This is a genomic window from Aerococcus sp. UBA6277 (assembly GCF_002440555.1).
In the GTDB taxonomy this organism is placed as follows: domain Bacteria; phylum Bacillota; class Bacilli; order Lactobacillales; family Aerococcaceae; genus Aerococcus.
Genome location: NZ_DJUR01000015.1, coordinates 1 through 25,733, shown reverse-complemented (window position 1 = coordinate 25,733; position 25,733 = coordinate 1). Strand labels below are relative to the sequence as shown.

Sequence of the window (25,733 nt, the reverse complement as noted above, 5' to 3'; positions counted from 1 at the left end):
CCCTCCTAATACCTAATACCCTGTTAATGTGTGAGCGCCGATGCCATGAAAGGCACCTTTTCGCACAATTACTTTTATTCGTAACGAATACGTGGATCGACGTAAGCGTAGGATACATCTACTAATAAGTTACATGCTAATACGGCAAAGGCTGATATCAAGGTAATAGTCATAATGACTGGATAGTCCCGTGCATTAATAGACGCCATCATCAATGACCCAATCCCTGGCCAGCGGAATACCTGTTCCGTTACGACTGCCCCACCGATTAAACGGGGAATATCAGACCCAATAACGGTTAAAATCGGCACTAGGGCATTTGGCAAGGTATGACGCTTGATCATTTCCTCTTCTTTTAATCCTTTAGCAACTGCTGTCCGCATATAGTTTTGTTCGTTAATCCCAATAACGGTTGACCGGACATACCGGGTCATGTTGGCACAGTACGACGCCCCCAATACTAAAGTAGGTAATACATAGTAAGAAAGAGCCTGCCAGAAAGTCATATCTCCGGACAAGTTTTCCATCCCACCAATGGGTAACCAACCTAATTCCACAGAAAAGAAATAAATCAATAGCATCCCTAAGAAGAAGTTAGGCATAGACACACCGGCAAAAGAAAAAGTCGTCAATAAGTGGTCAATCCAGGTATTTTTATGGTTAGCTGCATAAATCCCTAGTGGAATAGCCACAATATAGGCAACAATCAAGGTCCCAAACATCAACTGTAAAGTTGGTAAGAGCGCTTCACCGATTAAACCTGTAACGGCTGTTCTCGTTCTAAATGAGAAACCTAAGTCGCCTGTAAATAGGTTGCTTAACCACCGCCAATATTGGACCACAATTGAATCGTTTAACCCTAAGTTTTCCCGAATCATTTCTATTTGTTCAGGGGTGGCATCCGGTGATTGGTATAAATCGGCAATGTCACCTGGCGCCATTTGAATCATGGCGAAGGCTAAAATGGAGATAATCAACAAGACTGGCACAATTAGTAGTAATCGTTTGCTGAGGTATTTAATCATGAGGCACCACCTTTAAATATTGACTTAAAATAACCAGAAATAGCGACATAGCGTTTAGGATACAAGCTTCGTTGGCTACGAATTTACTGTTATGTAAAGGATAGCTAGCTTGACCTTGCTTATCCTTTTCCAGGAAGTCACAACCGACAGTGAAGAAGGCGCCTGGTGTATCTTCAAGGTAGTAAGCAAAGTCTTCACCGTTCATCATAGCGCCTGTTGCGGCCGTATTTTCGATAACCTCTGTGAAAACGGCTGAGTAGTCGATGGCGGCCACTAAGTCAGTCACGATGCTTGCGGTGTTTTGAATGGCTGGATAACCCTCGTCGTAATCCACACTGGCTGATCCACCATGCATGGCTGCTGTCATCTCAGCGATTTGAATGAATTGGTCCTTGATTGTGACCCGACCTTCTGGCGAAGAGGACCGAACTGTGCCGACAAGAGTCGCTGTGTCGGCAATAATATTTGGCGCACCCATACCAGCGTCCACCCCTGCAACAGTCACGACCAAGGGTTCAATGGGGTTGGATACCCGAGATACTAAAGTTTGTAGGTTGGCGATCGTTTCAGCAGCAATGACCACAGAATCGATAGCTGTATGAGGAGATGATGCATGACCGCCCCGACCTTGAATCTTAATTTCAAAGGCATCTGAAGCAGCTGACCCATAACCCAGTGAATAACCGACAGTGCCGGACTCTTTTGAAGGATCAACATGCAGGCCAAATACCGCGTCCACACCCGCCAAGTAACCAGCGTCTACAATGGCTTTAGCACCGCCTGGTTTCTTCTCTTCAGCGTGTTGGAAGATGAAAATAACCGTACCCGCAAATTCATCGCGGTGGGCTTGAATGACTTGAGCCACTCCTAAAAGTGTTGCGGTATGGATATCATGCCCGCAAGCATGCATGACACCTGGATTTTCCGATGCAAAGGGTAAATCTGTTTCTTCAGTGATTGGTAAGGCGTCCATGTCTGCTCTTAAGGCAATAGTCGGTCCCGGTTTAGCCCCATGAACCCGTGCGACAATTCCGTAGCCGTCACCCACATTCCGGTCGATATCAAAGATTTTGGCCGACAGCAATTCCATATAAACGAAATTGGCTGTTTCCACCTCTTCAAAAGACAATTCAGGATTTTTGTGTAGGTGGCGCCGGACTTGGACAACATCTGATTCAATAGACGCTGCATGTTTTAACCATTTGGCCAAAAGGGCTGCCGTGGCTTGGCTGACTTCACTTTCGATTCGACTAGTACTCGCTATATCTGCTTTCAACATAGGCTTCAACCTCACTTTCGATGACATAATGATTGACGATGGTTAAGATGGTTTCTAGTCCCAACATGAGACATCTTTGGTCAATTTCAAATTTTGGATGGTGATGGGGGTAATTCTCTCCGTCAGGACGGGCACCCGCTGGAATAAAATAGAATAGTCCTGGAATTTTTTGGACGTAGTAGGCGAAATCTTCCCCACCCATACTGGCTGGCTTTTCATTAACCATCCCCGCACCAAACCGGTCTTTAAAGATTTCAACTACTGTTTGCGTTTCCGTTGGATGGTTGTAGAGGGCTGGATAGCCGTCGATGAAATCTATCTTGACTGAAGCCCCGTGGGCTGACGCAATATCCTCAGATAGGGAGAATAAATCTTTTTTTGCAAGGGCACGTAAGTCAGGATTATAAGTCCGAATCGTCCCATTTAAGCTAGCAACGTCGGCCATGACATTAGCTGCTCCGTTACCTGCATGGAAGTTTCCAATTGTAACAACACCAGGATCCATAGGGTTTTTATGGCGGGAGACAATGGACTGTAATTGCTGGATTAAGTACGCAGCTGTTAAAGTCGCGTCTACATTGTGGTGAGGACTGGCTGCGTGACCGCCTTTACCATGAATTTCGATGGCGAATGTGTCTGAATTGGCGGTCGCAAACCCTTCGTGGTAAGAGATGGTGCCGTCAAAGGCTTTTTCACCTGACACATGAAGGCCAAAGATTTTATCCACATCGTCTAGGGCGCCGGATGCCATAATGGACTTGGCACCACCTGGTTTCACTTCTTCCGCATGTTGGAAAAGGAATACCAATGTTCCAGCGATTTCTTCTTTTAATTGAATCAAGTACTGGGTAGCCGTCAGCAAGATCGTCGTATGCGCATCGTGACCACAGGCATGCATCACCCCGTCAACTGCCGACTTATAAGCTAAGTCTGTCTCTTCCTGAATTTGTAGCGCGTCCATGTCGGCCCGAAAGGCAATAGTCGGACCTGGCTTGTCACCTTTAAGTCTGGCGACCACCCCACCTCCACCAACATCCGTTTCAATGTCAGTGTAGCCAAAACTTTCTAACTCCTGGCGAATAAACTTTCTGGTCTGGTATTCATGAAAAGATATTTCTGGATGACGGTGTAAATGTTCGAATGTTTCACTGGCATACGCTTGATAATTCAAAGCATGATGATTGGATTCTTGGTTCATCTTCTCCACCCCTAATTTTCTTGTCTGATTATCTATACTGCTATGACGTTTTATGTTATATTACTTAACATATAATGTCATAAATGTAAGATTTATTAACCGATGACTAGATTATAGATTGAAAAAATATTATGTGCAAGCCCTTTTTATCATCATATTTTAATTTTTCGCTCATTTTCACGGTCGTTTCAAGCTTTTGGTGCCTTAAAATATTTTACCAATTGATGTAGGCACAAGCCTGATTTACGCATAATTGTGACAGTCATTGTTATATAATGTAACATTACAATAAAGTAGATAAGGCGACTTTGTGAGGATCTTGCTTTTTGGTAAACAAAAACACCAAGCTAGCTGACTCATGTCAGCTAGCTTGGTGCTAAAAATTGGCGGTGAGTAGAAAGTCGTTCCCCTGCACAAACGCATTTTTAAATCTAATTTTTAATCTTGAAATACAGAAACACCGTTTAAGTAGGTTTCTTTTAGGTTCATATCAGCATCAACCACAATAAAGTCTGCCGCACGGCCTGGTGCAATCACACCAACTTGGTCTTCTAAACCAACAGAGGCTGCTGGCACTTGTGACGCCATCCGCAGGGCATGTTCGCTGTCAACAACGCCCCAATCCACCACATTCTTAACCGCTTGAATCAAGGTTAAGACTGAACCGGCTAAATTACCTGACTCAAGTCGTGCTTCACCATTTTTGACAATAACCGGGAATTCACCCAATTGGTAGTGGCCATCCGGCATGCCCGCCGCTGACATAGCATCTGTAATTAAGACCGTTTTGTCCCAGCCTTTGGCTTTCACCAAAGCCTTGGTTGCTCCTGGATGAACATGTTTCCCGTCACAGATTACTTCCGCATAAGTTTCATCCGTTGCTATCGCCGCCCCAACCATTCCAGGATTGCGGTGGTGTAAACCAGACATCCCGTTATATGTATGGATGAAAATGTTAGCACCCGCATCGACCACTGCAGTCGCTTCTTCGTATGTTGCAGACGAGTGGGCTAGGGCTACACGAACACCTTCTTTCGTGACGGTTTCTGTGAAAGCTTTGGCCGTTTGCCGCTCTGGCGCTAAGGCAATTTTATTGATCAATCCTTTAGCAGCTGACTGCCAGATTTCAAATTGACCTAAGTCAGGATCGCCCATATAGGCTGGATTTTGCGCGCCTTTATGTTCTTCCGTGAACCATGGTCCTTCAAAGAAGATGCCTAAGATTTTCGCCCCCTCAGCTTCCTCGTAGTGGTCACCGATTTTTTCAGCCACTGAAGTCAATAAGTCAGCAGAAGACGTTAAGGTCGTTGGCAAAAAGGCAGTCACACCTGTTGATGGCAGACCTTTAGACATGGTTTGTACCGCTTCAAAATCATCGTCCATCACATCTGCCCCTTGGAAACCATGGATGTGGGTATCCACTAAACCAGCGGCCACTGTATAGCCCGTATAATCTTTAACCTCACCTTTTACGGGTTTCTCTAAAGTTGCATAGCCAAACTTACCGTCATGAACCTCTAAATAAGCTTTTTCTACCACTTCATCCGCTAAGATAATCCGATCTGCATAGATATAATATTTGTTTTCTTCTATCAAGATGTCCTACACTTTCTTTCTATAATATAATATACATTTTCAATTTGATTTATTAATCCATTATATATTATACGCTACTTGATCCTATCATCCTAAGACAATCAATCAATTTTCGTATATCTTAAAAATGTTTCAGCTGCTATGTGTAGAAATAGCTTACAATATTAGCTGTATTCGACAAAAAGAGCCACGACATGAAAATCGCGACTCTTCTACTAATATTGACCCAAATTGGTCTTGGTATCCTTTTTGAAAAAAAGTGGATGTTACTCTGCAGTAACGGCTTCTACTGATGAGATTTCGCCTTCTGTGTAGCCTACTACGAATGAGTCCATTACTGGGTTGTGGTCTTCATCGAATGAGATGTTTCCTGTTACCCCTTCAAAATCTTGGGTCTCTTCTAGAGCGTCGCGGATGGCTTGTGGGTCTGTTGAACCAGCACGGTCAATGGCGTCAGCTGCTAAGCGGGCTGCGTCATAACCACCTGCTGAGAACAAGTCTGGCTCTGTGTCAAATTCTGCACGGTATCTCTCTGCGAATTCGTTGGCTGAGTCTGAACCGTATTCTCCTGTTACAAAGATTGTTGCATAGTAGAAGTCAGTAACGTTTTCTGCGCCAGCTAGGTTGATGAATTCGTCGTTACCTAATCCGTTTGGTCCTAAGATTGCAGCGTCGATGCCCATTTCACGGGCTTGTTTCATGATAGCCCCTCCTTCAGGGTAGTAACCAGCGATGAATAATACGTCTGGATTTAGGGCTTTTACATTGTTCAAGATTGAGCTGAAGTCTGTGTCTCCTGATAAGAACGACTCTTTGATGACAACGTCACCTGAGTAGTCTTCCTCAAATTGAGAAGCTAAGTTTTGACCATAATCCGATGAGTTATCTTGTAAAACGGCAGCCGTACTCCAACCCTTCTCGTCCGCAAAACGACCAAGTGCTTCTGTTTGATTAGAGATTTGGAAGGCAATTTGGAAGACATAGTCAAATACATTTCCTTGTGAATCCAATGTTAAATCATCAACGGTTGCTGAAGGGATAATCATTGGCACTTGTGCGTTTTCAGCTGGTTGAATCGCTGCTTCTGTTGACGCTGCGATATCTGACGCTAATAATACGGACAAGTTTTCTTCTGCTAACAGACGAGTGGCTTCATTAGCAGACTCTTGAACATTTGACTTGTTGTCGGTTACTACATAATTGATCTCTTTACCGTCAATACCACCGGCTTCATTAATTTCATTAAAAGCAAGTGTTGCACCATCGTTGATGTAAGAACCGTAAGCAGATGCTGAGCCAGTTAAACCAAAGTCCCCACCGATGTTAATCGTCTCAGCATCTTCTGATCCTGCAGAAGAAGCGTTGTTAGACGTTTGTGTAACTGAACCACAGGCAGCTAAAGTGGCTGCAGATAATAATGTTAAACCAAATTTCTTCAAATTCATATTTTCCTCCTAAAACAAACCCAACCAATAAAAACCAACAATGCAAACCTTTATCAAATAGACTAAAAATTTGCTTATAGCAATAAAAAAAGCCTCCCTAAATGGGAAGCTTAGGTCCCATCTAGTGTTTCAACACAAATAGGACATATGAAATTGGCTGCTGCCGAATTCCCTAAGTCCTAGAATCAATAATAATAATGACAATATGCTTATTATTTTGTGTTGTACCTAACATAATGAGATGCCTCTTTCGTTTTCTAATATAATTTTAATTTATACTAAAAGGGTCAAGAATGCAAGGTTTAATTAAAGGATAATGATAAAAAAGTGAGAAAAAGCTACCATGGGAAGAAAAAGAGGCCTAAAATCAGGACGAAAACCACATTTATGATGGTGAAAATCTTGAAATAAGCCCTAGAATCCACAGACATAGCGTTTCGAATAATGGTAAAACCGATTAAATTGGCTAATGAAGCGACCATGGTCCCTAAGCCCCCAATGTTAACCCCCATTAATAAGCTATGAGCCTGGTCTGTAAAGGGCGACACCAGAATAGTGGTTGGGACATTTGAAAAGACTTGCGAAGCCAAGAGTCCTGTTAGGTAAGCCGTGGCCTTGCTTGAAATGTTGGCCGACAACCAAGACTGGACCACTGTTAAGTCAGTAATATTTCCGACTAATACAAAAAATGACGCAAAAGTCAGTAGCAATAAATAATCCACTTGCAGTAAATACCGCCAGTTAGTCAGGAGGACATAGGCCACAATAAAGGTCACGGTCCAAAAAACATTGAATAAGCCAAAGATAGCAATGACCATAAGCACCATGCCAATACTAGCTTGAATAACAATCGACCTATCTACTTCATGGCCCTCAACTTGTGTGTGGGCTTCCCTTTTTTCCACGAAGAAAGTAGCGGCCATCACTAGAACAAACCCAGCTACCATCAGGGGTAGGGTCCACCACATGAAGCTGACGAAATCGACTGGATAGGTAGAATAGATGATAAGGTTTTGTGGGTTGGAGAAGGGGAAGAAGACACCTCCTAGATTTGCGGCCACGACGATCAGGGCTGCACCGAGCACCCGCCCTTTGAAGGCTTTTAGGTGACGCAGGATGTTCAAGTAAATCGGCAGTAGGGTTAGGACGGCGATGTCATTGGACAACAGGAAAGACCCAAAGAATGAGGTCAAGACCATGGATTGGACGATGACGCGGCTATTTCCAGACCAGTCGATCAGTTTTATCGATGCCCACCGTAATAAGCCTGACGTCTGGAAAAAGGCTAGGACAATCATCAAGCCGAATAAACTGACTAGGACGTCATATTTGATATAAGTCGGATTAAATTGGCCGAAAATCACAGCGATTATGGCCAAGCTTGCGGCAATCACAAAAAGCATGTTCTGCCGTACCCAAATGTTCATTTTATGCATAAGTAAATCCCCTCAAATTTGTATTCCCATAAAAAAGCCACCAGCCTAAAAACCGGCGATGACTCTATTAAATGATACATTATTTTACCAAAAGAAAGTGGGATTACCTACGTAAAATAACCATCATTTATAGCTAATTCGAGAGGAACTTTTACTATGATTCAATAGCGCGAATGATATTCTCAGTTGTAGACGCTAAATTATCTTTCGCATTAGCAATCAGGACATCCAAGCTTGCAGCACCTGGTGCAATCCCGAAGACCGCATCAATACCTTCAGTGTAGAGCTCATCAATTCCTTTACCAACATTACCTGCCAGAGCGATAACTATTTTATCAGGATTGACGGCTTTAAATGCCTGTGCCACACCGAATGGGGTTTTCCCGAATTTCGTTTGGAAGTCGATACCCCCTTCACCTGTCAAACATAAGTCACAGCCCACAGCTGCTTCTTTCAACTTTGTATAGGCCAAAACGATTTCAATCCCCTTGTTCATCTCTGCTTCAGTAAAGGCTAAAAAACCACCACCAAGCCCACCAGCCGCACCAGCACCCGGAGTATTCGCGATTGATTTGTTTAAATCTTTTTGGATAATGTCCGCAAAGTGTTGAAGATTCTTGTCTAAAGAAGCAACCATTTCTTCATCCGCACCCTTTTGTGGGCCAAAAACAGCTGAAGCCCCGTATGGTCCAACTAGGGGATTGTTGACGTCGGAAGCGATGATAAAGTGGGTATCTTTTAAACGACTATCTACTTGGTCAACTTTAATGGTTGCTAAGTCAGCCAAGGCACCACCACCGTAGCCAATTTCATTGCCGCCCTTATCTATCAGTTGGTAGCCTAGTGCTTGGGCCATTCCAGCACCCCCATCATTGGTTGCAGAACCGCCAAGGCCAATAATAATCTCTTGAATACCTTGGTCAAGACAAGCCAAAATCAATTGACCAGTTCCGTATGTTGTCGTCACCATTGGATTCCTTGTTTCTTCAGTAACGTGTCCTAAGCCAGATGCCTCAGCCATTTCAATGATGGCCGTTTTGCCATTACCTAAAAGCCCATACTTAGCTTTTACTAGATTTACTAAGGGACCAATCACTTCCGTTTCAATGACTTTCCCATCCGTTGCGTCAACTAGGGATTGGACAGTGCCTTCACCACCATCCGCCATGGGAATCTCCACAATTTCCGCATCCGGCAGAGCTCGACGAATGCCTGTTGCCATGGCCTCGCAAGCCTCCAAAGCTGTCAATGACCCCTTGAAAGAATCCGGTGCCACTAAAATTTTATGCATATACTTGTCACTCCCGTCCTGAATGTCTTTGTTTCATTCTACCAAAAAAGCGATTACAAAACCTAGATAGAAGGCTTTTGTAAACTTGAAAGTGATAATATTTTGTGATATTTTAAGGTTAATATTAGTGGTAAGGATTTAATATAGGCAATCTTTAACGCATAAGTTGATGGAAAAGCTAGATAAATTCCAAAAAAATCAGCGTTTCGCGTACTGATGAGGTGATAATTTTGCTAGGCATGTCTAAAACAAGATTTTTTATTAGTTTTTGCTTATCTCTGTTCATACTTTATGGCTTGGTATCACAGAGTAGTCAAATGATGAATATGGGTAGTATCGCAACGCTTATCTACATGGTGATCTTAACCATCTATGATTTTGTGGTTAATAGACGTCAGAAGAAAAAGTCACCCTAGGAGGGTATAAGTATGAATATCATTACCTTAAGCGTTACGGATGAAGCATACTTATTTATTCAATATATGGCCAAATTAATAAGTTGAGTGTTTCAGAATTAGCGAGAACAAGTCTTCTTACTAGTTTAGAATAGCAAATGGATTTAACCTTACAAGAGAAAGCAATTGCACAGCATAAGTTAAAAGATGAAAGTATACCTCACCAAGAGATGATAGAAACGTTAGGTTTTTAAGCTGTAATAAATCTTGAACATATAAAAATAAGGACCCAGCTCTAGGATAGTGCGCCTGCACTTTCGTCCCTAGTCTAGGTCCTTTTTCTTATTTTTTATTTACTTTCAACGACTACATCATCTGACAAATCAGCCCAGTGGTTGGTTGGTCCGTGTCCATGACCGACGTCGATGCCGTCTGAGATAGCACCCTGGATAAATTGCTTACCGATAATGATGGCATCCTTCAAGTCAGTTCCTTTAGCCAATTCAGCTGCAATCGCAGCTGACAAGGTATCCCCTGTCCCGTGGGTATTTTCCGTATTAACCCGTGGACTAGACAGCCATAAGTGTTCCCCATTTTCAAAGAGAACTAAATCTCTGGCCTGTTCTGCTTTTGAATGGCCGCCTTTGACAATCACGTTTTTAGCCCCGTATCCTTGTAGTTGTAAACCAGCTTTTAACATATCTGCTTCTGATTTGATAGTCATGTCAGCGATAATTTCTGCTTCTGGAATATTTGGTGTAACTAAGGTTGCAAGAGGGAGTAATTTATTTTGAATGGCGTCGATGGCGTCTTGGTCCAACAATTGGTGACCACCCTTAGCCACCATGACTGGGTCAACGATTAAAGGTCCAAAGTCTACCTCTTTCAGATTTTTAACCACATTCTCTACATATGTCCCGTTAAATAACATGCCTGTTTTGACAGCGCCTATTTTGAAGTCCGCTTTCAATGAGGCAAATTGGGCATCAATAAAGTCCAGTGGCACTGGTAAGGCCGATTGGACGCCTAAAGTATTTTGTGCAGTCAAGGCGACCACAATCGACATACCAAAGGCTTTAAGGGCCTGGAAAGTTTTCAAGTCAGCTTGAATGCCTGCGCCCCCACCTGAGTCAGACCCAGCGATTGTCAATACTTGTGGTGTTGAATTTACCATTTAGTCCACCTCCAACATATCTGCTACTTCAGCTTTTAAGTCCCTTACGCGTTGTGTCACCGAATCTGCCAGCATGATTTCAGAAACGACTGAAATCCCTGCAATCCCACTTCCGGCTAATGTTTTGACATTGTCTAGCTGAATGCCGCCAATTGCGACAACTGGGATAGCTACTTGGTTGGTAATTGTCTGTAATGTATCCACCGTCACTAGGCTGGAATCCTTGGTGGTTGTTGGGAAGATGGCTCCCACGCCTAAATAATCCGCCCCTTGTTGGTAGGCCTCTTCAGCTCGCGCTAGGGTTTTGGCTGAAACCCCTAAAATTTTATCTGGTCCGATGAGTTTTCTGACCACGTCAACTGGCAATTCGTCGTCACCAATGTGGACGCCCGCTGCATCCACCGCTAGCGCTAAGTCCACCCGGTCGTTGATGATCAATGGCACATCATATCGGTCAGTGATGGCTTTCAATTTTTTGGCTAAGGCATAAGCATCGTGGCTGGTTGCCGTTTTGTCTCGGAATTGAACCAAAGTAATCCCCGCCTTGACCGCATCTTCAACCACTTGTAAAAAGGCGTCTTCTTGGTAATCAAAACCCGCTGTGACTAGGTATAAACTGTAATCCATTATAGCTGACCTCCCTTAATACCTGTTAACCAATCATCGTCTTCTAACAATAGGGACAGGTTATTCAATGTTGCTTGTCTAAAATCGGCTAGTCCTCTTGTTGTGGCGTCCGCTTTTTCACCACATAAATTAAAGTAAGATACCGCTAAAATCACAGCATCTAGGACGGGTTGGCCAGCACCTAATAAGGCTGTAATCAAGGCACCGACAATGTCTCCCGTCCCAGTAAAGCGACCAAGATTGTCTACGCCGTTTTTCAAGTAGTAAATGCCTGACGCATCAGCGACCACGTCTACTGGTCCTGTCGCTAATAAGGTTGTACCCGCATGGTCTGACACCCATTCTTGCATAGCTTGGCCCAGTTCCACTAAGGCCGCCTCGCTTTGGTCATCGGCCCCTGCGTCAACACCTCGTCCAGTTGACCCTAAACCACAGAAAGTCCGCATTTCAGACAAGTTGCCTTTGATAACATCTGGTGCGGATGTGCTGATTTCTTGGGCTAGGTCGTTACGCAAGGGACTGGCTGAAACCCCTACTAAATCCAGAACGAAAGGCGTGTCTGTTTCGTCAGCTGTTCTAGCAGCCAATAAAATGTTGCGGATTTTTTCAGGCGATAAACTCCCAATATTGATCAAGGCCCCATCGTTCTGATTGAAGAAATCTTCCATCTCAGCTGCCTGGTCTGCCATGACTGGTGCCGCCCCCACATATAATAAGGCGTTGGCCACCGATTCCACCGTCACGGTATTGGTTAAGCACTGGATTAGCGGGCTTTTGGCTAATGGGAAGGGGTTGTCGTAAGTTGGTAAAGCTTTCAATGTATACAAATCGATTGTCATCTTTTAAATCCTTTCAATATCGCATCTTTTAAATCAATATGGTGAAGTATCATTGGTATTCAATTATCTAGACACCTTTTGGAAAACAAAAAAAGCCCCCTTTCCTGTCAGTATTCGACAAAAGGGGGAAACAGTGTCCAAATGAATGTTAGCAAGGCAAAAAGCCAAACGAATCATATTTTTGACAATATTTACTACATTTTCCTTCGCCAGTATTAACTGTATCAGGTTCCATGGGTATAATCTCAGCTGTCACAGCACCCCAAATGTCTCTATGAATTAACTCTATTCAAACAATTTTTTAAAGGAATGTCAACCCTTTCAATTTGAGGGATTATTGAACGATAGTTTAAAAATTAAGCCTTCGGTCTTATGCTTCATCTACCATAACCATAGATGGCATATCGTCTTTCCAAAGAATGCTATTGTTTACGGACTGTTGTAAGCATATGATTGGTATGGGTATAATAAGGGAATGCGATACAAATTTATAGGAGGCCTAAAAGTATGAAAACTTTTAAAAATTACACACAAGTCGACACGGAAGTTCTTAGAAAAATATGGAACGATATTTTGGTGGACGGTGTCGCTTTCCCTGGTTTAGACCTCTATTCAAGTGCCGCATTTGAGAAGAAACTGGCTGCTTATGATCAAGTTGACGTCTTGTTGGTGGATGATCAGATTGCTGGCTACTACCTGATTAAAGCAAATAACGAAGGTCGGGCAAGTCACGTAGCCAACGGGACTTACGCAGTGAATCAAGCCTTCCGTGGTCAAGGTTTAATCAATGACTTGGTAGCAAAATCGATTGAAACAGCTAAAGCGTGTGGCTTTAGAGGGATTCAATTCAACGCAGTTGTGGCCGAAAACAAGGCTGCTGTCCATACTTACGAGAAATTTGGCTTTGAAATTGTGGGTACGATTCCAGGCGGTTTCCAAGTGAAAGACAGTCGTTATGTGGACATACACATCATGTATCTAGACTTAGCGAAGACAAATCTCTAAATTAGGTCTTTGGACGGATACATCAAAGCCCTTTTCCATTTAATATATAGACATGAGAAAGGATGATGTACGCAATGAAACAAACATCAAAAATGACCTTGGGCAAGTTCGCCAAAGCCTTATTTAATAAGGAAACACCTACCTACATCAAGGCGATTACTGGATTAGCACTCGCATATACCGTCTTCCCAGCTGATGTGTTGCCGGATATCTTTGGTCCTTTAGGATTCGTGGATGACGCAGCTGTAATTGGTGTCTTGACGACGATTGCCATGTCCTTATTAGATAATTACAATGAAAAACAAGCTACACAAACAGCCAATACACACACAGACTTTGATCCAAATAAAGTGATCAATTAGATTAAAATACCTACCCCTAAAAGCCGTGAAACCCAGTACCCCGGGTATCACGGCTTATTTTTATTGATTTATGCTCTAACATTTTTAAGACTAACTCTAGTCTCAATATTGGGCTCTTCTTACGCATAGACATCCGTATGCCATTGCGTTCCGACGGCTGCTAAAACAGTTATCGTGTTGTCGCCACTGGGCATACCGGTAATTCTTCTTTCGCTAACATGATTTCACCTCAATCGACTTTCTGTTACAAGTATCATACCAGAAACTTGCCTGATAATTATTGTTAAAAGACTACAGACATCGATTTAGTGACCCTTTGACGAGAATTACCTTTGTCTATTTTACATTTTATAAATAAAAGTACGATAGTTATTGCAGTTTCTAATGACGGCCGATATAATGTTAGGCAATATGGGAAAGTTTAGATACATTTGGGAGAAATATAAATAATGAAGAAAAAGAATATTAACTGGTTACGTTTGTTGGCTTACTTGGCTCTATTGATAATATTTATCTTGTTATCACCATTCATTTTAGTTGTTGCGCCTATTCTGGCCTTGTTTTTCTACAAGATTAAGCCAAATAATCAATGGTTGAGAAACAGCTTGATTGCCTCAGCAGCTGCATTAATCGGTACGATTGTCATCTTTTCAATAGACACAGGTGAAACCGAAGCCAATCAATCCGACCTTCAACCACAAGAACAAGTCATATCCTCAGATCAAGATGCTGATGAGAATTCCGCTGATGATTCTGAATCAGCGGCCGAAGAAGCGGCTGCTAAGTCCGCTAAAGATGCGTCACAAAAATCCTCCAAGGAATCTTATGACAAAAAATTAGCCGCTGAATCAAGTGCACGCCAAGCCTCTTCTAAGAAACGTGCTGAATCAGAGTCTAAGGAAAAAGCAGCAGCTGAATCTAAAGCAAAAGCTGAAAGTGAAATTGCCAGCCAAGCAAGCGCTGAATTCACAAAAGTACGTACAGTACCTGCTGGGCAAACTTATATAGAAATTAACAATAATATCCCTTACTTTACAGATGCGGATATTACATCGACTGAAGCCTACGAATCATATGGTGAACTGGATAGTTTAGGTCGGGTAACCGCCGCAAACGCTGTCCTCGGGGTCGAACTGATGCCTACTACAGAACGTGGTGATATTTCAGATATCAAACCCACTGGCTGGCAACAAGCTAAGTATGCCAACGTTTCTGGTGGTTGGTTGTATAACCGATCTCATTTGATTGGCCACCAACTAACTGGTGAAGATGCCAATGCCCGCAACTTGATGACTGGTACTAGATGGTTTAATGTTGAAGGGATGTTGCCATTTGAAAACTTTGTGGCTAACTATATTGAGCAAACAGAAAACCATGTCCGCTACCGCATTACACCAGCATTCGAAGGTGATAACCTACTGGCATCCGGTGTTTACATGGAAGGTTTCTCTATTGAAGATAACGGAGCGACTATCCAATTCAATATCTATGTACCAAACATCCAACCAGACGTTGAAATCAATTATGCAGACGGCTCATCAGTAGGTCCTGAAGGCCCAACACAAGATGAATCATTACCAAACTTAAACCAATCTTCAACCGTTTCTGAAACTGCCCCTGCAGCCGAAAGTGCACCCGCTACTACAGCGCCCGCTTCCGGCGGTGATGTCAGTTCGGTTGATGCCAATGGCAACGGTCAGGTAACCATTAAAGAAGCCAAAGCAGCAGGATTTTCAATGCCTATTTATTCAGACCATTGGTTGTATCCATATATGGACGACCGTGACGGCGATGGTATGGTTGGTGAGTAATCCGCCCTACAAGTTGTATATACGCGAAAAAAGACGAAATGCGCTTCAAGAAAAGTGCATTTCGTCTTTTATTATTGTAATGATTAAGCTAAGTCTTCGCCGTCTGAATCAATGGCTTTACGGTACCATGCAAATGATGCTTTCTTAGAACGGGCTAGCGTTCCGTTTCCTTCATTGTCACGATCAACGTAAATCATACCATAGCGTTTTTTCATTTCTCCAGTTGTAAAGGATACGATGTCAATCACGCCCCACGGTGTGTAACCCATTAAATCAACGCCGTCTTCGTCAACAGCTAATTTGATTTGTTCAATATGATCGCGTAAGTAAGCAATCCGTGCTTGGTCATGGATTTGACCGTCAGCGTCAAATTCATGACCAAGTCCCAAGCCATTTTCCACGATAAATAATGGCACTTGATAACGGTCGTAGAAGCGGTTTAGGGTATAACGTAAACCGATTGGGTCGATCGCCCAACCCCAGTCTGAGCGTTCGATATATTCGTTCTCAACTTCATGCGGTATACCACCATGAACCTTATTTGTTGGTGCTAACGGGGCATCTTTGTCCACCATTGTCGACATGTAGTAAGAGAAGCCTAGGTAGTCAACTTTACCGTTTTTAAGGATTTCTTCATCGCCATCTAGGAAAGAAATTTCAATGCCGTCGCGGGCAAATTCTTTCAAGGCTTAGTTTGGATAATACCCACGAACTTGTACGTCTGGGAAGAAATAACGCATACGCATCGTTTCTTCAGCTAAGAATACGTTGGCTGGGTCACCCGTTTTTGGATAAACCGGCACGTGAGATACCATGGCACCAATTTCAAAGTCTGGGTTAATTTTCTTACCAGCTGCAACCGCTAAGGCTGAGGCAATTAAAGTATGGTGACCTGCTTGATACATCACTTGTTTGGCGTCTTCGCCCTCTTCAACCGTGACACCTGCATTAGTCCACAAGAAGATAGGATTTGAATAGTCCATCATATTGTTGATTTCGTTGAAGGTCATCCAGTATTTGACTTTGTTTTTGTAGCGTTCAAAGACTGTTTCTGCAAATTTCACGAAGAAGTCCACTACTTGACGGTTTTTGAAACCACCGTAGTTTTTAGCCAAGTTTAAAGGTACTTCAAAATGCGATAAGGTAATGACTGGTTGGATGTTGTATTTCAATAATTCATCAAAGAAGTCATCGTAGAATTGTAACCCTTCTTCATTTGGTTCAGCGTCGTCCCCATTTGGAAAAATACGCGTCCAGTTGATTGACGTACGGAAAGCTTTTAAGCCCATTTCCGCAAATAAAGCCACGTCTTCTTTGTAGTGACCGTATAAGTCAACGGCCACATGGTTTGGATAGTAGCGACCTTCTTCAACTGTATCAGTAATTTCACGCGGTTGGTTAGCCCCACCGGCAGTCATTACGTCAGCAACACTTGGCCCTTTCCCACCAGCATCCCAGCCACCTTCAGCTTGATGAGCAGCGATTGCGCCACCCCATAAGAAATCTTTTGGTAATTTCGCCATAATATTAAATCTCCTTTTTTAAACTCACTTAGTTACATATTTACTGATTCAATTTAATACCTGATTTAATCAATGGTTGACCATCTGCAGCATCGTTATTCACTTTTACTTCAGTATAGTCTCGCGCATTTGTTACAATGACTGGTGTTATTGTGGTTATTGCGGCTTTCCAACTGCTTTTATCGTCGCTAAATCAATTTCGAGTAATGTATCCGCTAGTAGCCTCATTTCACCATCAGCTGGTGCTACTAAGATCCCTTCGCTTGGTTCAACGGCTACCTCTTGACCCATAGCTCTCCTGATGAAAATACTGAATCTTCTACTTGGTCTAAAGATAATCTTGCTCCTTTTTTTAGCGGTTTGATTAAATCTTCATCCTTAACCGCTTGCATTTCATTTGCTGCAGATATTTTTTTCCTCCTCAAAATATAATTCTACTATTCACCATCAAAATGGTAGCCCTTTCATTTGATGATTCAATGATACATTGTACCCTGACATTTTTTCAATTAACGTATACTTAAAATGTAACCTTAGAAATCGGAATGTCGTCATTAGAACCATACAATAGTTAATGAATACGTTATCATATCGATAATATTTTAAGTGATTTTACATGTATATCGCCTTTAGCATGATAACTGATAGTTTAGGTTTTCGATTATTATTTATATTACTTACAATTGGAATAATTTCGATCAAACGAAATGAAATTAAAGTAGAAGGAGTTATGCCTCATGGAAATCGATATTGAAAAAATGCGTATAGAACTTAAAGAAGTCGATGCTAAAAGAGATGCAGGTCTAGTTGAGCCTACATCAATTGAGAAGTTTCGTGATATTTCTTATGGCCCTCATGGTATTGAGAATACTTTGGATGTTTACTATCCAATTGGAACAAGCCAAAAATTACCAACCTTAATTCATATTCATGGGGGTGGGTTCTTTTACGGCGATAAGGAACTTTATCGTTTTTATACCATGTTTTTAGCTACGCAAGGCTTAACGGTAATTAATTTCAATTACCGTCTCGCACCAGACCATACATACCCAGCACCGCTTGAAGATATCAACCAAGTGCTACAATGGATGACTGCAAATAGCGAAGAATACTACATCGATTTAGACAATTTATTTTTATTGGGCGATTCTGCAGGTGGTCAACTCACTCAACAGTACGCTACAATTGCTTCAAATCCTAATTATCAAAATTTATTTGACTTTCAAGTACCTAACATCCAATTTAACGCTGTTGGTTTAAATTGTGGTGCCTATTACATCGGCAATAATATCGGTTCCGCTGATGATTTTCCTTATTACCTCGATGGAAAGATGACTGATCAACTAAAAGCTCAGTTACCCGTTGAACAAAACATCACTACCAACTTTCCACCTGCTTTTGTCATGACATCAAGCCATGATTTCCTAAAAGAAACTGCTATCCAATTTGGTCAATTTTTAATTTCTAAAGGGAATGAAGTCTACTTTAAAATCTATAGAAACACTGATGGTACACCACTAAACCATGTATTTCACATTGATCAAAAATCCGGTGTTGCAAAAGACTGTAACCTAGATCAAATTGGTTTCTTTAGAAAACATATGTGTTAGAAAATGACATAAAGTCAGTAATCATGTTCATCATGGTTTACTGGCTTTATTTTTTTATATCATCGAAAAAGGATAGATATCCATTAAAAACGACGATCAATCCTTTATCCTGTATATTTTTCTACATTAGCAGTTCATATGGCGACAATAGTTTCGCTTTGGTAATCATGTGCGTAATTTCTTCCGGTGACTCTTTTCCATCTTTTTTAATCCACAAAGTCATGATCCCCACAATTGATGATAGTAAGATTTCAATCGCATAGTCTTCAGGCAGGTCTAGTTTCTCAAACTTTACGCGATTAGACTGCTTCACCTTTATATCAATAAGTTGTCCAATAATAGACTTTAAGGTTTGCATGAAATTGGGATCCCCACCTGGGCTGGCAATCGCTTTTACAAAGTCAAATTCACCTTTAACATAGACTAAGGCTTCTAAAATTTCATCATAAGGAATCAATTCTAAAGAATCCTCGGCTCCTTTTTGACCAGAATCCTTTAAAATAATCGCCTCTAAATCGAACATCACTTCTTCTTCCAGCTTGTTCATTAAGTCATACTTATCTACATAATGCAGATAAAAGGTGCCACGATTGATATCACATTTTCTGGCGATATCACTCACAGTCATCGCTTCAAATCCCTTTTCGTGTACTAAATCAATAAAGGCTGCCTTAATTTTTTCTTTTGTTTCTATCTTCCGGCTCATTGATTACCCTACTTTCTTTGAATAGATTAATTGACAAATTTTGTTATAAAATGAACACTTTTTTGTATTTTGTTTATTGAATCTCTTGCACAATCATTATATACTCTCTAAGTAAATAAATCAACACGTTGTTCATTTACTTGAGCAATCATTTTATATTTATAAGGAAGGAAATGAAAATGAGTTACATAGAGGTTATTAATAGTTCTAAACATTATAAAATGGGTGAGAATGTCATCACTGCGAATAATGATGTAAATTTTTCAATTGAAGAAGGTGAATTAGCCATTATTCTAGGATCATCCGGTGCCGGAAAATCTACCATGCTAAATATTCTTGGTGGAATGGACACAAATGATGAAGGTCAAGTCATAATTGATGGCAATGACATCTCTACTTATAACAAGAAACAATTAACAAAATACCGCCGAGAAGATGTAGGTTTCGTATTTCAATTTTATAATTTAGTGCCTAACTTGACTTCTAAGGAGAATGTAGAGTTGGCTTCTGAAATAGTTAAAGATGCGAGTGATCCTATCGAGGTATTAGAGGGTGTAGGTTTAGGTGAGAGAATCAATAACTTCCCTGCACAATTATCCGGTGGTGAGCAACAACGCGTTTCGATCGCTAGAGCGGTTGCTAAAAAACCAAAAATTTTATTATGTGATGAACCAACAGGTGCTTTAGACTTTGAGACAGGTAAACAAGTCCTACAAATCTTACAAGATATGAGTCGCAAGAATGGTGCCACTGTAGTTATCGTGACACATAATGCAGCCATAGCACCTATTGCAGATAGAGTTATTCACATGCGTAACGCTACAGTGGAATCCATTGAAGTAAATGATGCACCTGAAAATATCTCAGATATCGAATGGTAGGTGACAAATAAACATGAAAAAGAAAATGTTATGGAAGGATATTCGAAAATCAATCACTAAATCTAAAGGTAGATTTTTCTCTATCATGGGGTTAATGTTGATAGGATCTTTTGCCTTAATTGGTTTAAAAGTGACTGGACCAGATATGCGAACAACTGGTGAACATTATTTTGATGATTTAAACGTTGCAGATATTACTGTAATTGGTTCAATGGGGATTGATGATGATGATGTTGACATCTTGGATAAAACCTCTGGCTTGGCAGATATTGAATATGGCTATTTAAAGGATGTCACTATTGATGATAGCCATACAGCTATTCGCGTATTCTCAATGGGAGAAGATATCTCAGATTATGAATTAGTGGAAGGTCAATTACCAAAAGCAAATAACGAAATAGCGATAGATGCAAGCTTTGATGATCAATATCAATTAGGCGATAAAATTGACCTATCAGAACAAGCAGATGCCTCTGGCGATACTGTACTAAAAGAAGACACCTATGAAATTGTCGGTTTTGTTTATTCTGGTGAAATTTTATCCAATCTAAACCAAGGTGCTTCTACAGCCGGAACTGGTGCCTTAAAAGGTTACGCGATTGTACCTGAATCTGCGTTTGATTCAGATGTCTACATGCTAGCTCGACTACGATTCGATGATTTAATTGATGTCGATCCTTATTCAGATACTTACACTGAAAGACTTCAAGTTCACAAAGACGATTTAGATACTGCCCTAGCAAACCAACCAGAAAATCGTCTAGAAGCAATTAAAAATGATTATCAATCGGAAATTGATGATGGCCAAAAACAAATTGATGATGCCAAACAACAATTGGCAGATGGACAAGCACAACTAGATGATGCCAAACAACAATTAATTGATGGCCAAGCTGAGATTGAAGATGCACAAAATCAATTAGACACTAAAGTAGCTGACGCCACTGCACAAATTAATGATGGCGCCAATCAAATTGCAAATGCTCAAACGACAATTGATGATAGTCAAGCACAATTAGATGCTGCTAAAACCCAGTTAGCTAATGGGCAAGCTACATTGGACGAAAAGTGGAACCAGCTACAAGATGGTAAAGCTAAATTAAACCAAGCAAAGAAACAGTTAAATGATAGTCAAAGTCAGTTAACTACAGCAAGAAGCCAATTAGATCAAGGTCAAACAGCGATTGCTAATGGCTATAGTCAATTAGCTGAAAAGAAAGCTCAAATAAATAGCGCTGAGGCAGAAGTTGCCAAAGCCAAAGAAACGCTCGACAGCAAACAAGCTGAGTACGATAACAAGTACAATGAATACACGGAAAACTTAAATGCTTTTGAGGAAAAACAAGCTGACTATGAAGCAAAAGCCAGTCAAGTAACTAACGCACAAAATCAACTTGATCAAAACAAGCAAGAATTGACGGATGGAAAAGCAAGTTACGAAAAAGGTATTCAAGCTTTAACCGAACGAATCACTAGCCTACAAAATAAATTAGATGCAGGCGATTTAAATGAAGCTGATACTGCTGATCTTCAAGAACAAATTGCTGACTTACAAGAAAAATTAGATGCTAGCCAAAGTGAATATGAATCTTTCATGAATTCAACCTACACTCCTGGAATGGCAAAAATAGAGGCTAGTCAAGCTGAGTTAGATCAACAAAAATCAGCATTAGAAAGTGCTAAAAGTCAGATAGATGCTGGCCAAGAACAATTAAACAGTGCCAAAGCACAACTAGACACTGCTAACAAACAATTAAGTGATGGATACGCAGCGTTATCTAGCAACCAAGCCAAAATTGATGATGGTAAAGCTCAAATTGAAGCAGCAACTGCTAGCTTAAGCGAGAATGAAGCCCTCTTACAAGAAAAAGAAGCGTCATACCAAGATGGCCTATCCAAATACAATGCCGGTATTCAATCTTATAATGACGGGTTAAATACTTACTATGATGGTCTAGCACAATGGACTGCTGGTGTTGAGACATTAGATAAGAAATCAGCGGAATACCAAGCGAATGTAGATAAGTTAGCCCAAGCAAAAGCGGAATTAGCAGATAAAGAAGCGGAATTAGCCCAAGCAGAAGACCAATTAGCAACTGAATCTGCGGATGCTGAAGCCCAAATTGCAGATGCCAAAGAAAAGCTTGCTGAGGGTCAGGCAGAATACGAAGATAAAGCCGCTGAATTCGCTAAAACCAAAGCGGATGCTGAAGATGAGATAGCAGATAAAGAAGATGAACTAGCCGAAGCGCAAGAAAAGGTGGATAATTTATCCTTACCAACTTATTCCGTAAATAGTCGTCGGGAGATTCCAGGAAGCGATGGATATAAAATCTACAGTACCATTTCAAATATTGTAGATTCCCTAGCAAATATCTTCCCAATCTTCTTATACTTTGTTGCTGCACTCGTTACCTTTACTACCATGACACGCTTTGTAGACGAAGAACGGACTAAATCAGGTACCTTGAAAGCCCTTGGTTATGATGACCAAGACGTTATTAAGAAATTTACTTTCTACGGTTTAACCGCCAGCTTATCCGGTACTATTTTAGGGATTATCTTAGGACATACCCTACTCCCTTATATAGTTTACAATGCTTATAGTGCAAGCTATACCTTGCCAGCCATTGAATTACACTTCCACTGGGCAATTTCCTTGGTTGCCATTCTTTTAGCCTTATTAGCAGCTGTTTTACCAGCCTACTTAGTCGCTAAGAGAGAATTACAAGAACAACCTGCGCAACTGCTCTTACCAAAAGCACCTAGCGCTGGATCTAAGATTTTATTAGAACGGATTACACCAATTTGGAACCGGATGTCCTTCACTCATAAAGTAACAGCAAGAAACATCTTCCGTTATAAACAACGGATGCTAATGACAATCTTTGGTGTTGCCGGTGCTACTGCATTATTATTCTCAGGACTTAGCGTCCAATCATCTATTGGCGAAATTAACCAACGTCAATTTGGTGAATTAATCCAATACGATATGATTGTAGCAGAAAATGACTATGTCTCTGATCAACAAAATGATGAGATTAAGGATACTTTATCTTCTCAAGACATTGATCAATTCGGTGAAGTAGCATATCAAGAGTTAACAACTGTCGGTGGAAAACAAAACGATACACAAGATATCACTTTAATTTCCCCTGAAAATATAGATGAATTTTCAGACTATATTCAATTAACTGAACGTGGTTCTGATGAAACGCTAAACTTACCAGATGATGGCGTAGTGATTTCTGAACGACTAGCCAACCTATTAGATGCTGAAGTGGGTGATACAATTACCCTTCAAGATACGAACGGCAAAGACCGTGAAATGAAAGTATCAGGAATTACAGAAATGTATATTGGTCACTTTGTCTTCGCTAGTCCGAAAGTTTATGAAACAATTTATGGTGAGGATTACCAATCTAATGCTTATCTAGTCAACTTAAAAGATGATTCAATTAATAACACAGAAAATCAAGCGGCGAAATTCATTGAATTAGACGGTGTTGCCGGTGTAGTACAAAACACTACCCTAATGAATCAAATCGATACAATTGTTCATTCATTGGATAAAATCATGACTGTACTCATTGTTGTTGCCGGTTTACTAGGTATCGTTATCCTATATAACCTAACGAATATTAATGTTTCTGAACGGATGCGTGAATTATCCACTATCAAAGTACTTGGTTTCTTTGATAATGAAGTTACCTTATATATTTACCGTGAAACGATTGTTTTAACTGCCCTAGGTATATTAGTAGGTTTCGGTATTGGTGAAATGCTCCATCAATATATTATTCGAATCGTTCCACCTGCTGATGTCATGTTTAACCCTGCACTAGCAGCGACAAGCTTTATTGTTCCAGCTGTTATTATTGGATCAATTACAGCCGTTCTCGCCTATATCATTTATAAACGTTTACAACACGTAGATATGCTAGAAGCATTAAAATCAGTCGATTAGTTGGCTCATAATTCTATAAAAAAGAATCCCTAGAAGTATGCATGTATATGTTTACTTCTAGGGATTTTTTATTAGATGCCAAAGTGTCTATGACTGAATTGACGACAGTAAATATGAAATTAACCTCCATAGGTAATGAAAAACACTTAATTCAATTTACTTTATCGAATCTTCAATACGTTTTAATTGGTTTTGATAGTTAAGATAAAGACTGGTAAAGCGATTGTCATGTTTATCGTCCCATGGTTTTGGTCCGCCACAGAAATGGAGAATAGCAGTATTCGCCATCACCCAGTGAATATCATGTTGAGCGAAACTTTTGGTGAAGTACCGCATATATTTGCGCGTATCATAATTCCAAATTTCTTCTGGAATTTCTTTAGTGTACTTACCATATAATCGGTTGAGGATATCCTGGTCGGGTAAGATTAATAGCAAGTTATATTTTTCAATCATTTGCGCAATATCTGACCATTTGACAATTTCTCTCGCTTTATCTAAATCAATCACCATCACACCAGAATTGTAATAAGCATGGTCAACGTCAAGTCTCACTTGGTTTACTCGGGTAGAAACGTCCGTCAATCCAACATGTGTAGCAGCTGCTAGCATATGACCTTCTAAATCGGTTTGCCACAGCTCTAATAAAGGGTTAACCACTAAAATATCTGGATCTAAATAAATCACACGTTTCATTTCTTTAGGTAATATTTCACCCGCAAGCAAGCGGAAGTACATCTCTTTTGGGTACCTATCTTCAGTTTTAGCGCTATTCCATCGACTACCATCAATTTTAATCGCTTCAAAGCCAAACTGTAAATAATCCGTTAATTTCTGCAATTCGCGAATAGTTGGCATTGCAATTGATTCATGAATCAACCAAATACGGATGGCTTGGCCTGGATTATTTTGGCGAATCGATGTTAAAGCCACTTTTAAGGGATTCAAATAGCCTTCATCTATGGTAAATAATAATTCAATCTGTTTGTCCAAGAGCATAATCCTCCAATTTATTTATTTAAAGTCGCTTCTTGAGAAAACCGTGTAATTCATTACATGGATGAATCAAGTTCTAGGTCGACCGTCATTGTATTCCGTTAATTGATTTTCTATATACTTTTTAACAGTTTCTTTAGACATACTGCCTACTGTTGACATGAAATAACTAGGTGTCCATAAATGGCCACCCCATAACACTGCTTTTGTTTCTGGATATGCTTTGAACCATAGACGTGCAGATTTCCCTTTAAGTGTCTTGACGATACTACTTGCGGCATGTTTAGGGTTGAACGAAATCAACATATGAATATGGTCAGGCATAACTTGCAGCGATTGGATCACAATATCATGTTCATCACAAATGTGCGTCAACATATCTTGCATGGCGTTTTGTTTTTCAATGGTTGTAAATATTTCCTTACGATACTTTGTTACCCAAACCAAATGGAAATTAAAATCATAGACATTTGTCCTTGTTTTCACAATCATATGTAAACACCTCTTCAACTACATTATAGCAATTGCTATCGCTATAAACAACAGTCATACGTATGGTATAATATA

Annotated in this window: 20 protein-coding genes, 1 pseudogene and 1 riboswitch; of the genes and pseudogenes, 6 read left to right on the top strand and 15 right to left on the bottom strand. The window is 40.7% G+C overall.

Annotated features, from left to right (window positions below; all coding sequences use genetic code 11):
• Positions 1-74 precede the first annotated feature (74 nt).
• The 10 genes from B2V22_RS02490 to B2V22_RS02445 all read right to left on the bottom strand — a co-directional run bounded on the left by B2V22_RS02490 (position 75) and on the right by B2V22_RS02445 (position 12,305).
• The gene (locus tag B2V22_RS02490; protein ID WP_003142184.1) at positions 75-1,025 is read right to left on the bottom strand and encodes an ABC transporter permease; all 951 of its coding nucleotides are present in this window, start codon (positions 1,023-1,025) and stop codon (positions 75-77) included.
• A complete protein-coding gene (locus B2V22_RS02485) occupies positions 1,018-2,304 on the bottom strand; it encodes a M20 metallopeptidase family protein (RefSeq protein ID WP_290490295.1) in 1,287 nt (428 codons plus the stop codon). Before B2V22_RS02485 ends, B2V22_RS02490 begins: the two co-directional genes overlap by 8 nt.
• A complete protein-coding gene (locus B2V22_RS02480; RefSeq protein WP_290490293.1) occupies positions 2,276-3,502 on the bottom strand; it encodes a M20 metallopeptidase family protein in 1,227 nt (408 codons plus the stop codon). Before B2V22_RS02480 ends, B2V22_RS02485 begins: the two co-directional genes overlap by 29 nt.
• Positions 3,503-3,940: 438 nt before the next feature.
• The gene (nagA, locus tag B2V22_RS02475) at positions 3,941-5,098 is read right to left on the bottom strand and encodes an N-acetylglucosamine-6-phosphate deacetylase (protein WP_290490291.1); all 1,158 of its coding nucleotides are present in this window, start codon (positions 5,096-5,098) and stop codon (positions 3,941-3,943) included.
• Positions 5,099-5,364: 266 nt separating this feature from the next.
• Positions 5,365-6,543: an ABC transporter substrate-binding protein gene (locus B2V22_RS02470; RefSeq protein WP_290490289.1), complete on the bottom strand. Its 1,179-nt coding sequence runs from the start codon at positions 6,541-6,543 to the stop codon at positions 5,365-5,367.
• A 338-nt stretch (positions 6,544-6,881) separates the two neighbouring features.
• Positions 6,882-7,979, bottom strand: a complete 1,098-nt coding sequence (locus B2V22_RS02465; protein WP_290490287.1) for an SLC13 family permease — start codon at positions 7,977-7,979, stop codon at positions 6,882-6,884.
• Between the two features lie 154 nt (positions 7,980-8,133).
• On the bottom strand, positions 8,134-9,270 hold the full coding sequence (locus tag B2V22_RS02460) for a glycerate kinase (RefSeq protein ID WP_290490286.1): 1,137 nt from the start codon (positions 9,268-9,270) through the stop codon (positions 8,134-8,136).
• Between the two features lie 744 nt (positions 9,271-10,014).
• A complete protein-coding gene (gene thiD, locus B2V22_RS02455; RefSeq protein ID WP_290490284.1) occupies positions 10,015-10,839 on the bottom strand; it encodes a bifunctional hydroxymethylpyrimidine kinase/phosphomethylpyrimidine kinase in 825 nt (274 codons plus the stop codon).
• Positions 10,840-11,466 (bottom strand): thiamine phosphate synthase, encoded by a 627-nt coding sequence (gene thiE, locus B2V22_RS02450; RefSeq protein ID WP_290490283.1) that lies wholly within the window; start codon positions 11,464-11,466, stop codon positions 10,840-10,842.
• Positions 11,466-12,305 carry a hydroxyethylthiazole kinase gene (locus B2V22_RS02445; RefSeq protein WP_290490281.1) on the bottom strand — a complete coding sequence of 280 codons (840 nt, stop codon included), beginning with the start codon at positions 12,303-12,305 and terminating at the stop codon, positions 11,466-11,468. Before B2V22_RS02445 ends, thiE begins: the two co-directional genes overlap by 1 nt.
• Positions 12,306-12,489: 184 nt before the next feature.
• A riboswitch (TPP riboswitch) is annotated at positions 12,490-12,580 on the bottom strand.
• 232 nt (positions 12,581-12,812) lie between these two features.
• Here B2V22_RS02445 and B2V22_RS02440 point away from each other — a divergent pair.
• The 3 genes from B2V22_RS02440 to B2V22_RS02430 all read left to right on the top strand — a co-directional run bounded on the left by B2V22_RS02440 (position 12,813) and on the right by B2V22_RS02430 (position 15,483).
• Positions 12,813-13,310 carry a GNAT family N-acetyltransferase gene (locus B2V22_RS02440; protein WP_290490280.1) on the top strand — a complete coding sequence of 166 codons (498 nt, stop codon included), beginning with the start codon at positions 12,813-12,815 and terminating at the stop codon, positions 13,308-13,310.
• Between the two features lie 74 nt (positions 13,311-13,384).
• Positions 13,385-13,672 carry a YkvA family protein gene (locus B2V22_RS02435; RefSeq protein WP_227869132.1) on the top strand — a complete coding sequence of 96 codons (288 nt, stop codon included), beginning with the start codon at positions 13,385-13,387 and terminating at the stop codon, positions 13,670-13,672.
• 449 nt (positions 13,673-14,121) lie between these two features.
• Positions 14,122-15,483: a DNA/RNA non-specific endonuclease gene (locus B2V22_RS02430; protein ID WP_290490277.1), complete on the top strand. Its 1,362-nt coding sequence runs from the start codon at positions 14,122-14,124 to the stop codon at positions 15,481-15,483.
• 83 nt (positions 15,484-15,566) lie between these two features.
• Here the strand turns inward: B2V22_RS02430 and B2V22_RS02425 are convergent.
• Together B2V22_RS02425 and B2V22_RS02420 are read right to left on the bottom strand one after the other, a co-directional pair.
• Positions 15,567-17,006: pseudogene (locus B2V22_RS02425) on the bottom strand (6-phospho-beta-glucosidase).
• A gap of 156 nt (positions 17,007-17,162) precedes the next feature.
• Complete coding sequence (locus B2V22_RS02420) at positions 17,163-17,297, bottom strand: hypothetical protein (protein WP_290490275.1); 135 nt, start codon at positions 17,295-17,297, stop codon at positions 17,163-17,165.
• Positions 17,298-17,743: 446 nt separating this feature from the next.
• Here B2V22_RS02420 and B2V22_RS02415 point away from each other — a divergent pair, with 446 nt between their 5' ends.
• Positions 17,744-18,616, top strand: coding sequence for an alpha/beta hydrolase (locus B2V22_RS02415; protein WP_290490273.1), 873 nt, complete (start codon positions 17,744-17,746; stop codon positions 18,614-18,616).
• 121 nt (positions 18,617-18,737) lie between these two features.
• On the opposite strand, the gene B2V22_RS02410 is transcribed toward B2V22_RS02415, so the two are convergent.
• Complete coding sequence (locus B2V22_RS02410; RefSeq protein ID WP_290490271.1) at positions 18,738-19,322, bottom strand: TetR/AcrR family transcriptional regulator; 585 nt, start codon at positions 19,320-19,322, stop codon at positions 18,738-18,740.
• A 179-nt stretch (positions 19,323-19,501) separates the two neighbouring features.
• Between B2V22_RS02410 and B2V22_RS02405 the strand changes: the two genes are divergently transcribed.
• Together B2V22_RS02405 and B2V22_RS02400 are read left to right on the top strand one after the other, a co-directional pair.
• Positions 19,502-20,203, top strand: a complete 702-nt coding sequence (locus B2V22_RS02405) for an ABC transporter ATP-binding protein (protein WP_290490270.1) — start codon at positions 19,502-19,504, stop codon at positions 20,201-20,203.
• A 13-nt stretch (positions 20,204-20,216) separates the two neighbouring features.
• Positions 20,217-24,170 (top strand): ABC transporter permease, encoded by a 3,954-nt coding sequence (locus B2V22_RS02400; protein WP_290490268.1) that lies wholly within the window; start codon positions 20,217-20,219, stop codon positions 24,168-24,170.
• A gap of 156 nt (positions 24,171-24,326) precedes the next feature.
• On the opposite strand, the gene B2V22_RS02395 is transcribed toward B2V22_RS02400, so the two are convergent.
• A complete protein-coding gene (locus B2V22_RS02395; RefSeq protein ID WP_290490266.1) occupies positions 24,327-25,169 on the bottom strand; it encodes a glycosyltransferase family 8 protein in 843 nt (280 codons plus the stop codon).
• A 66-nt stretch (positions 25,170-25,235) separates the two neighbouring features.
• Entirely contained in the window at positions 25,236-25,658 is a 423-nt protein-coding gene (gene tnpA, locus B2V22_RS02390; protein WP_290490264.1) for an IS200/IS605 family transposase, read from the bottom strand.
• Between the last annotated feature and the right edge of the window lie 75 nt (positions 25,659-25,733).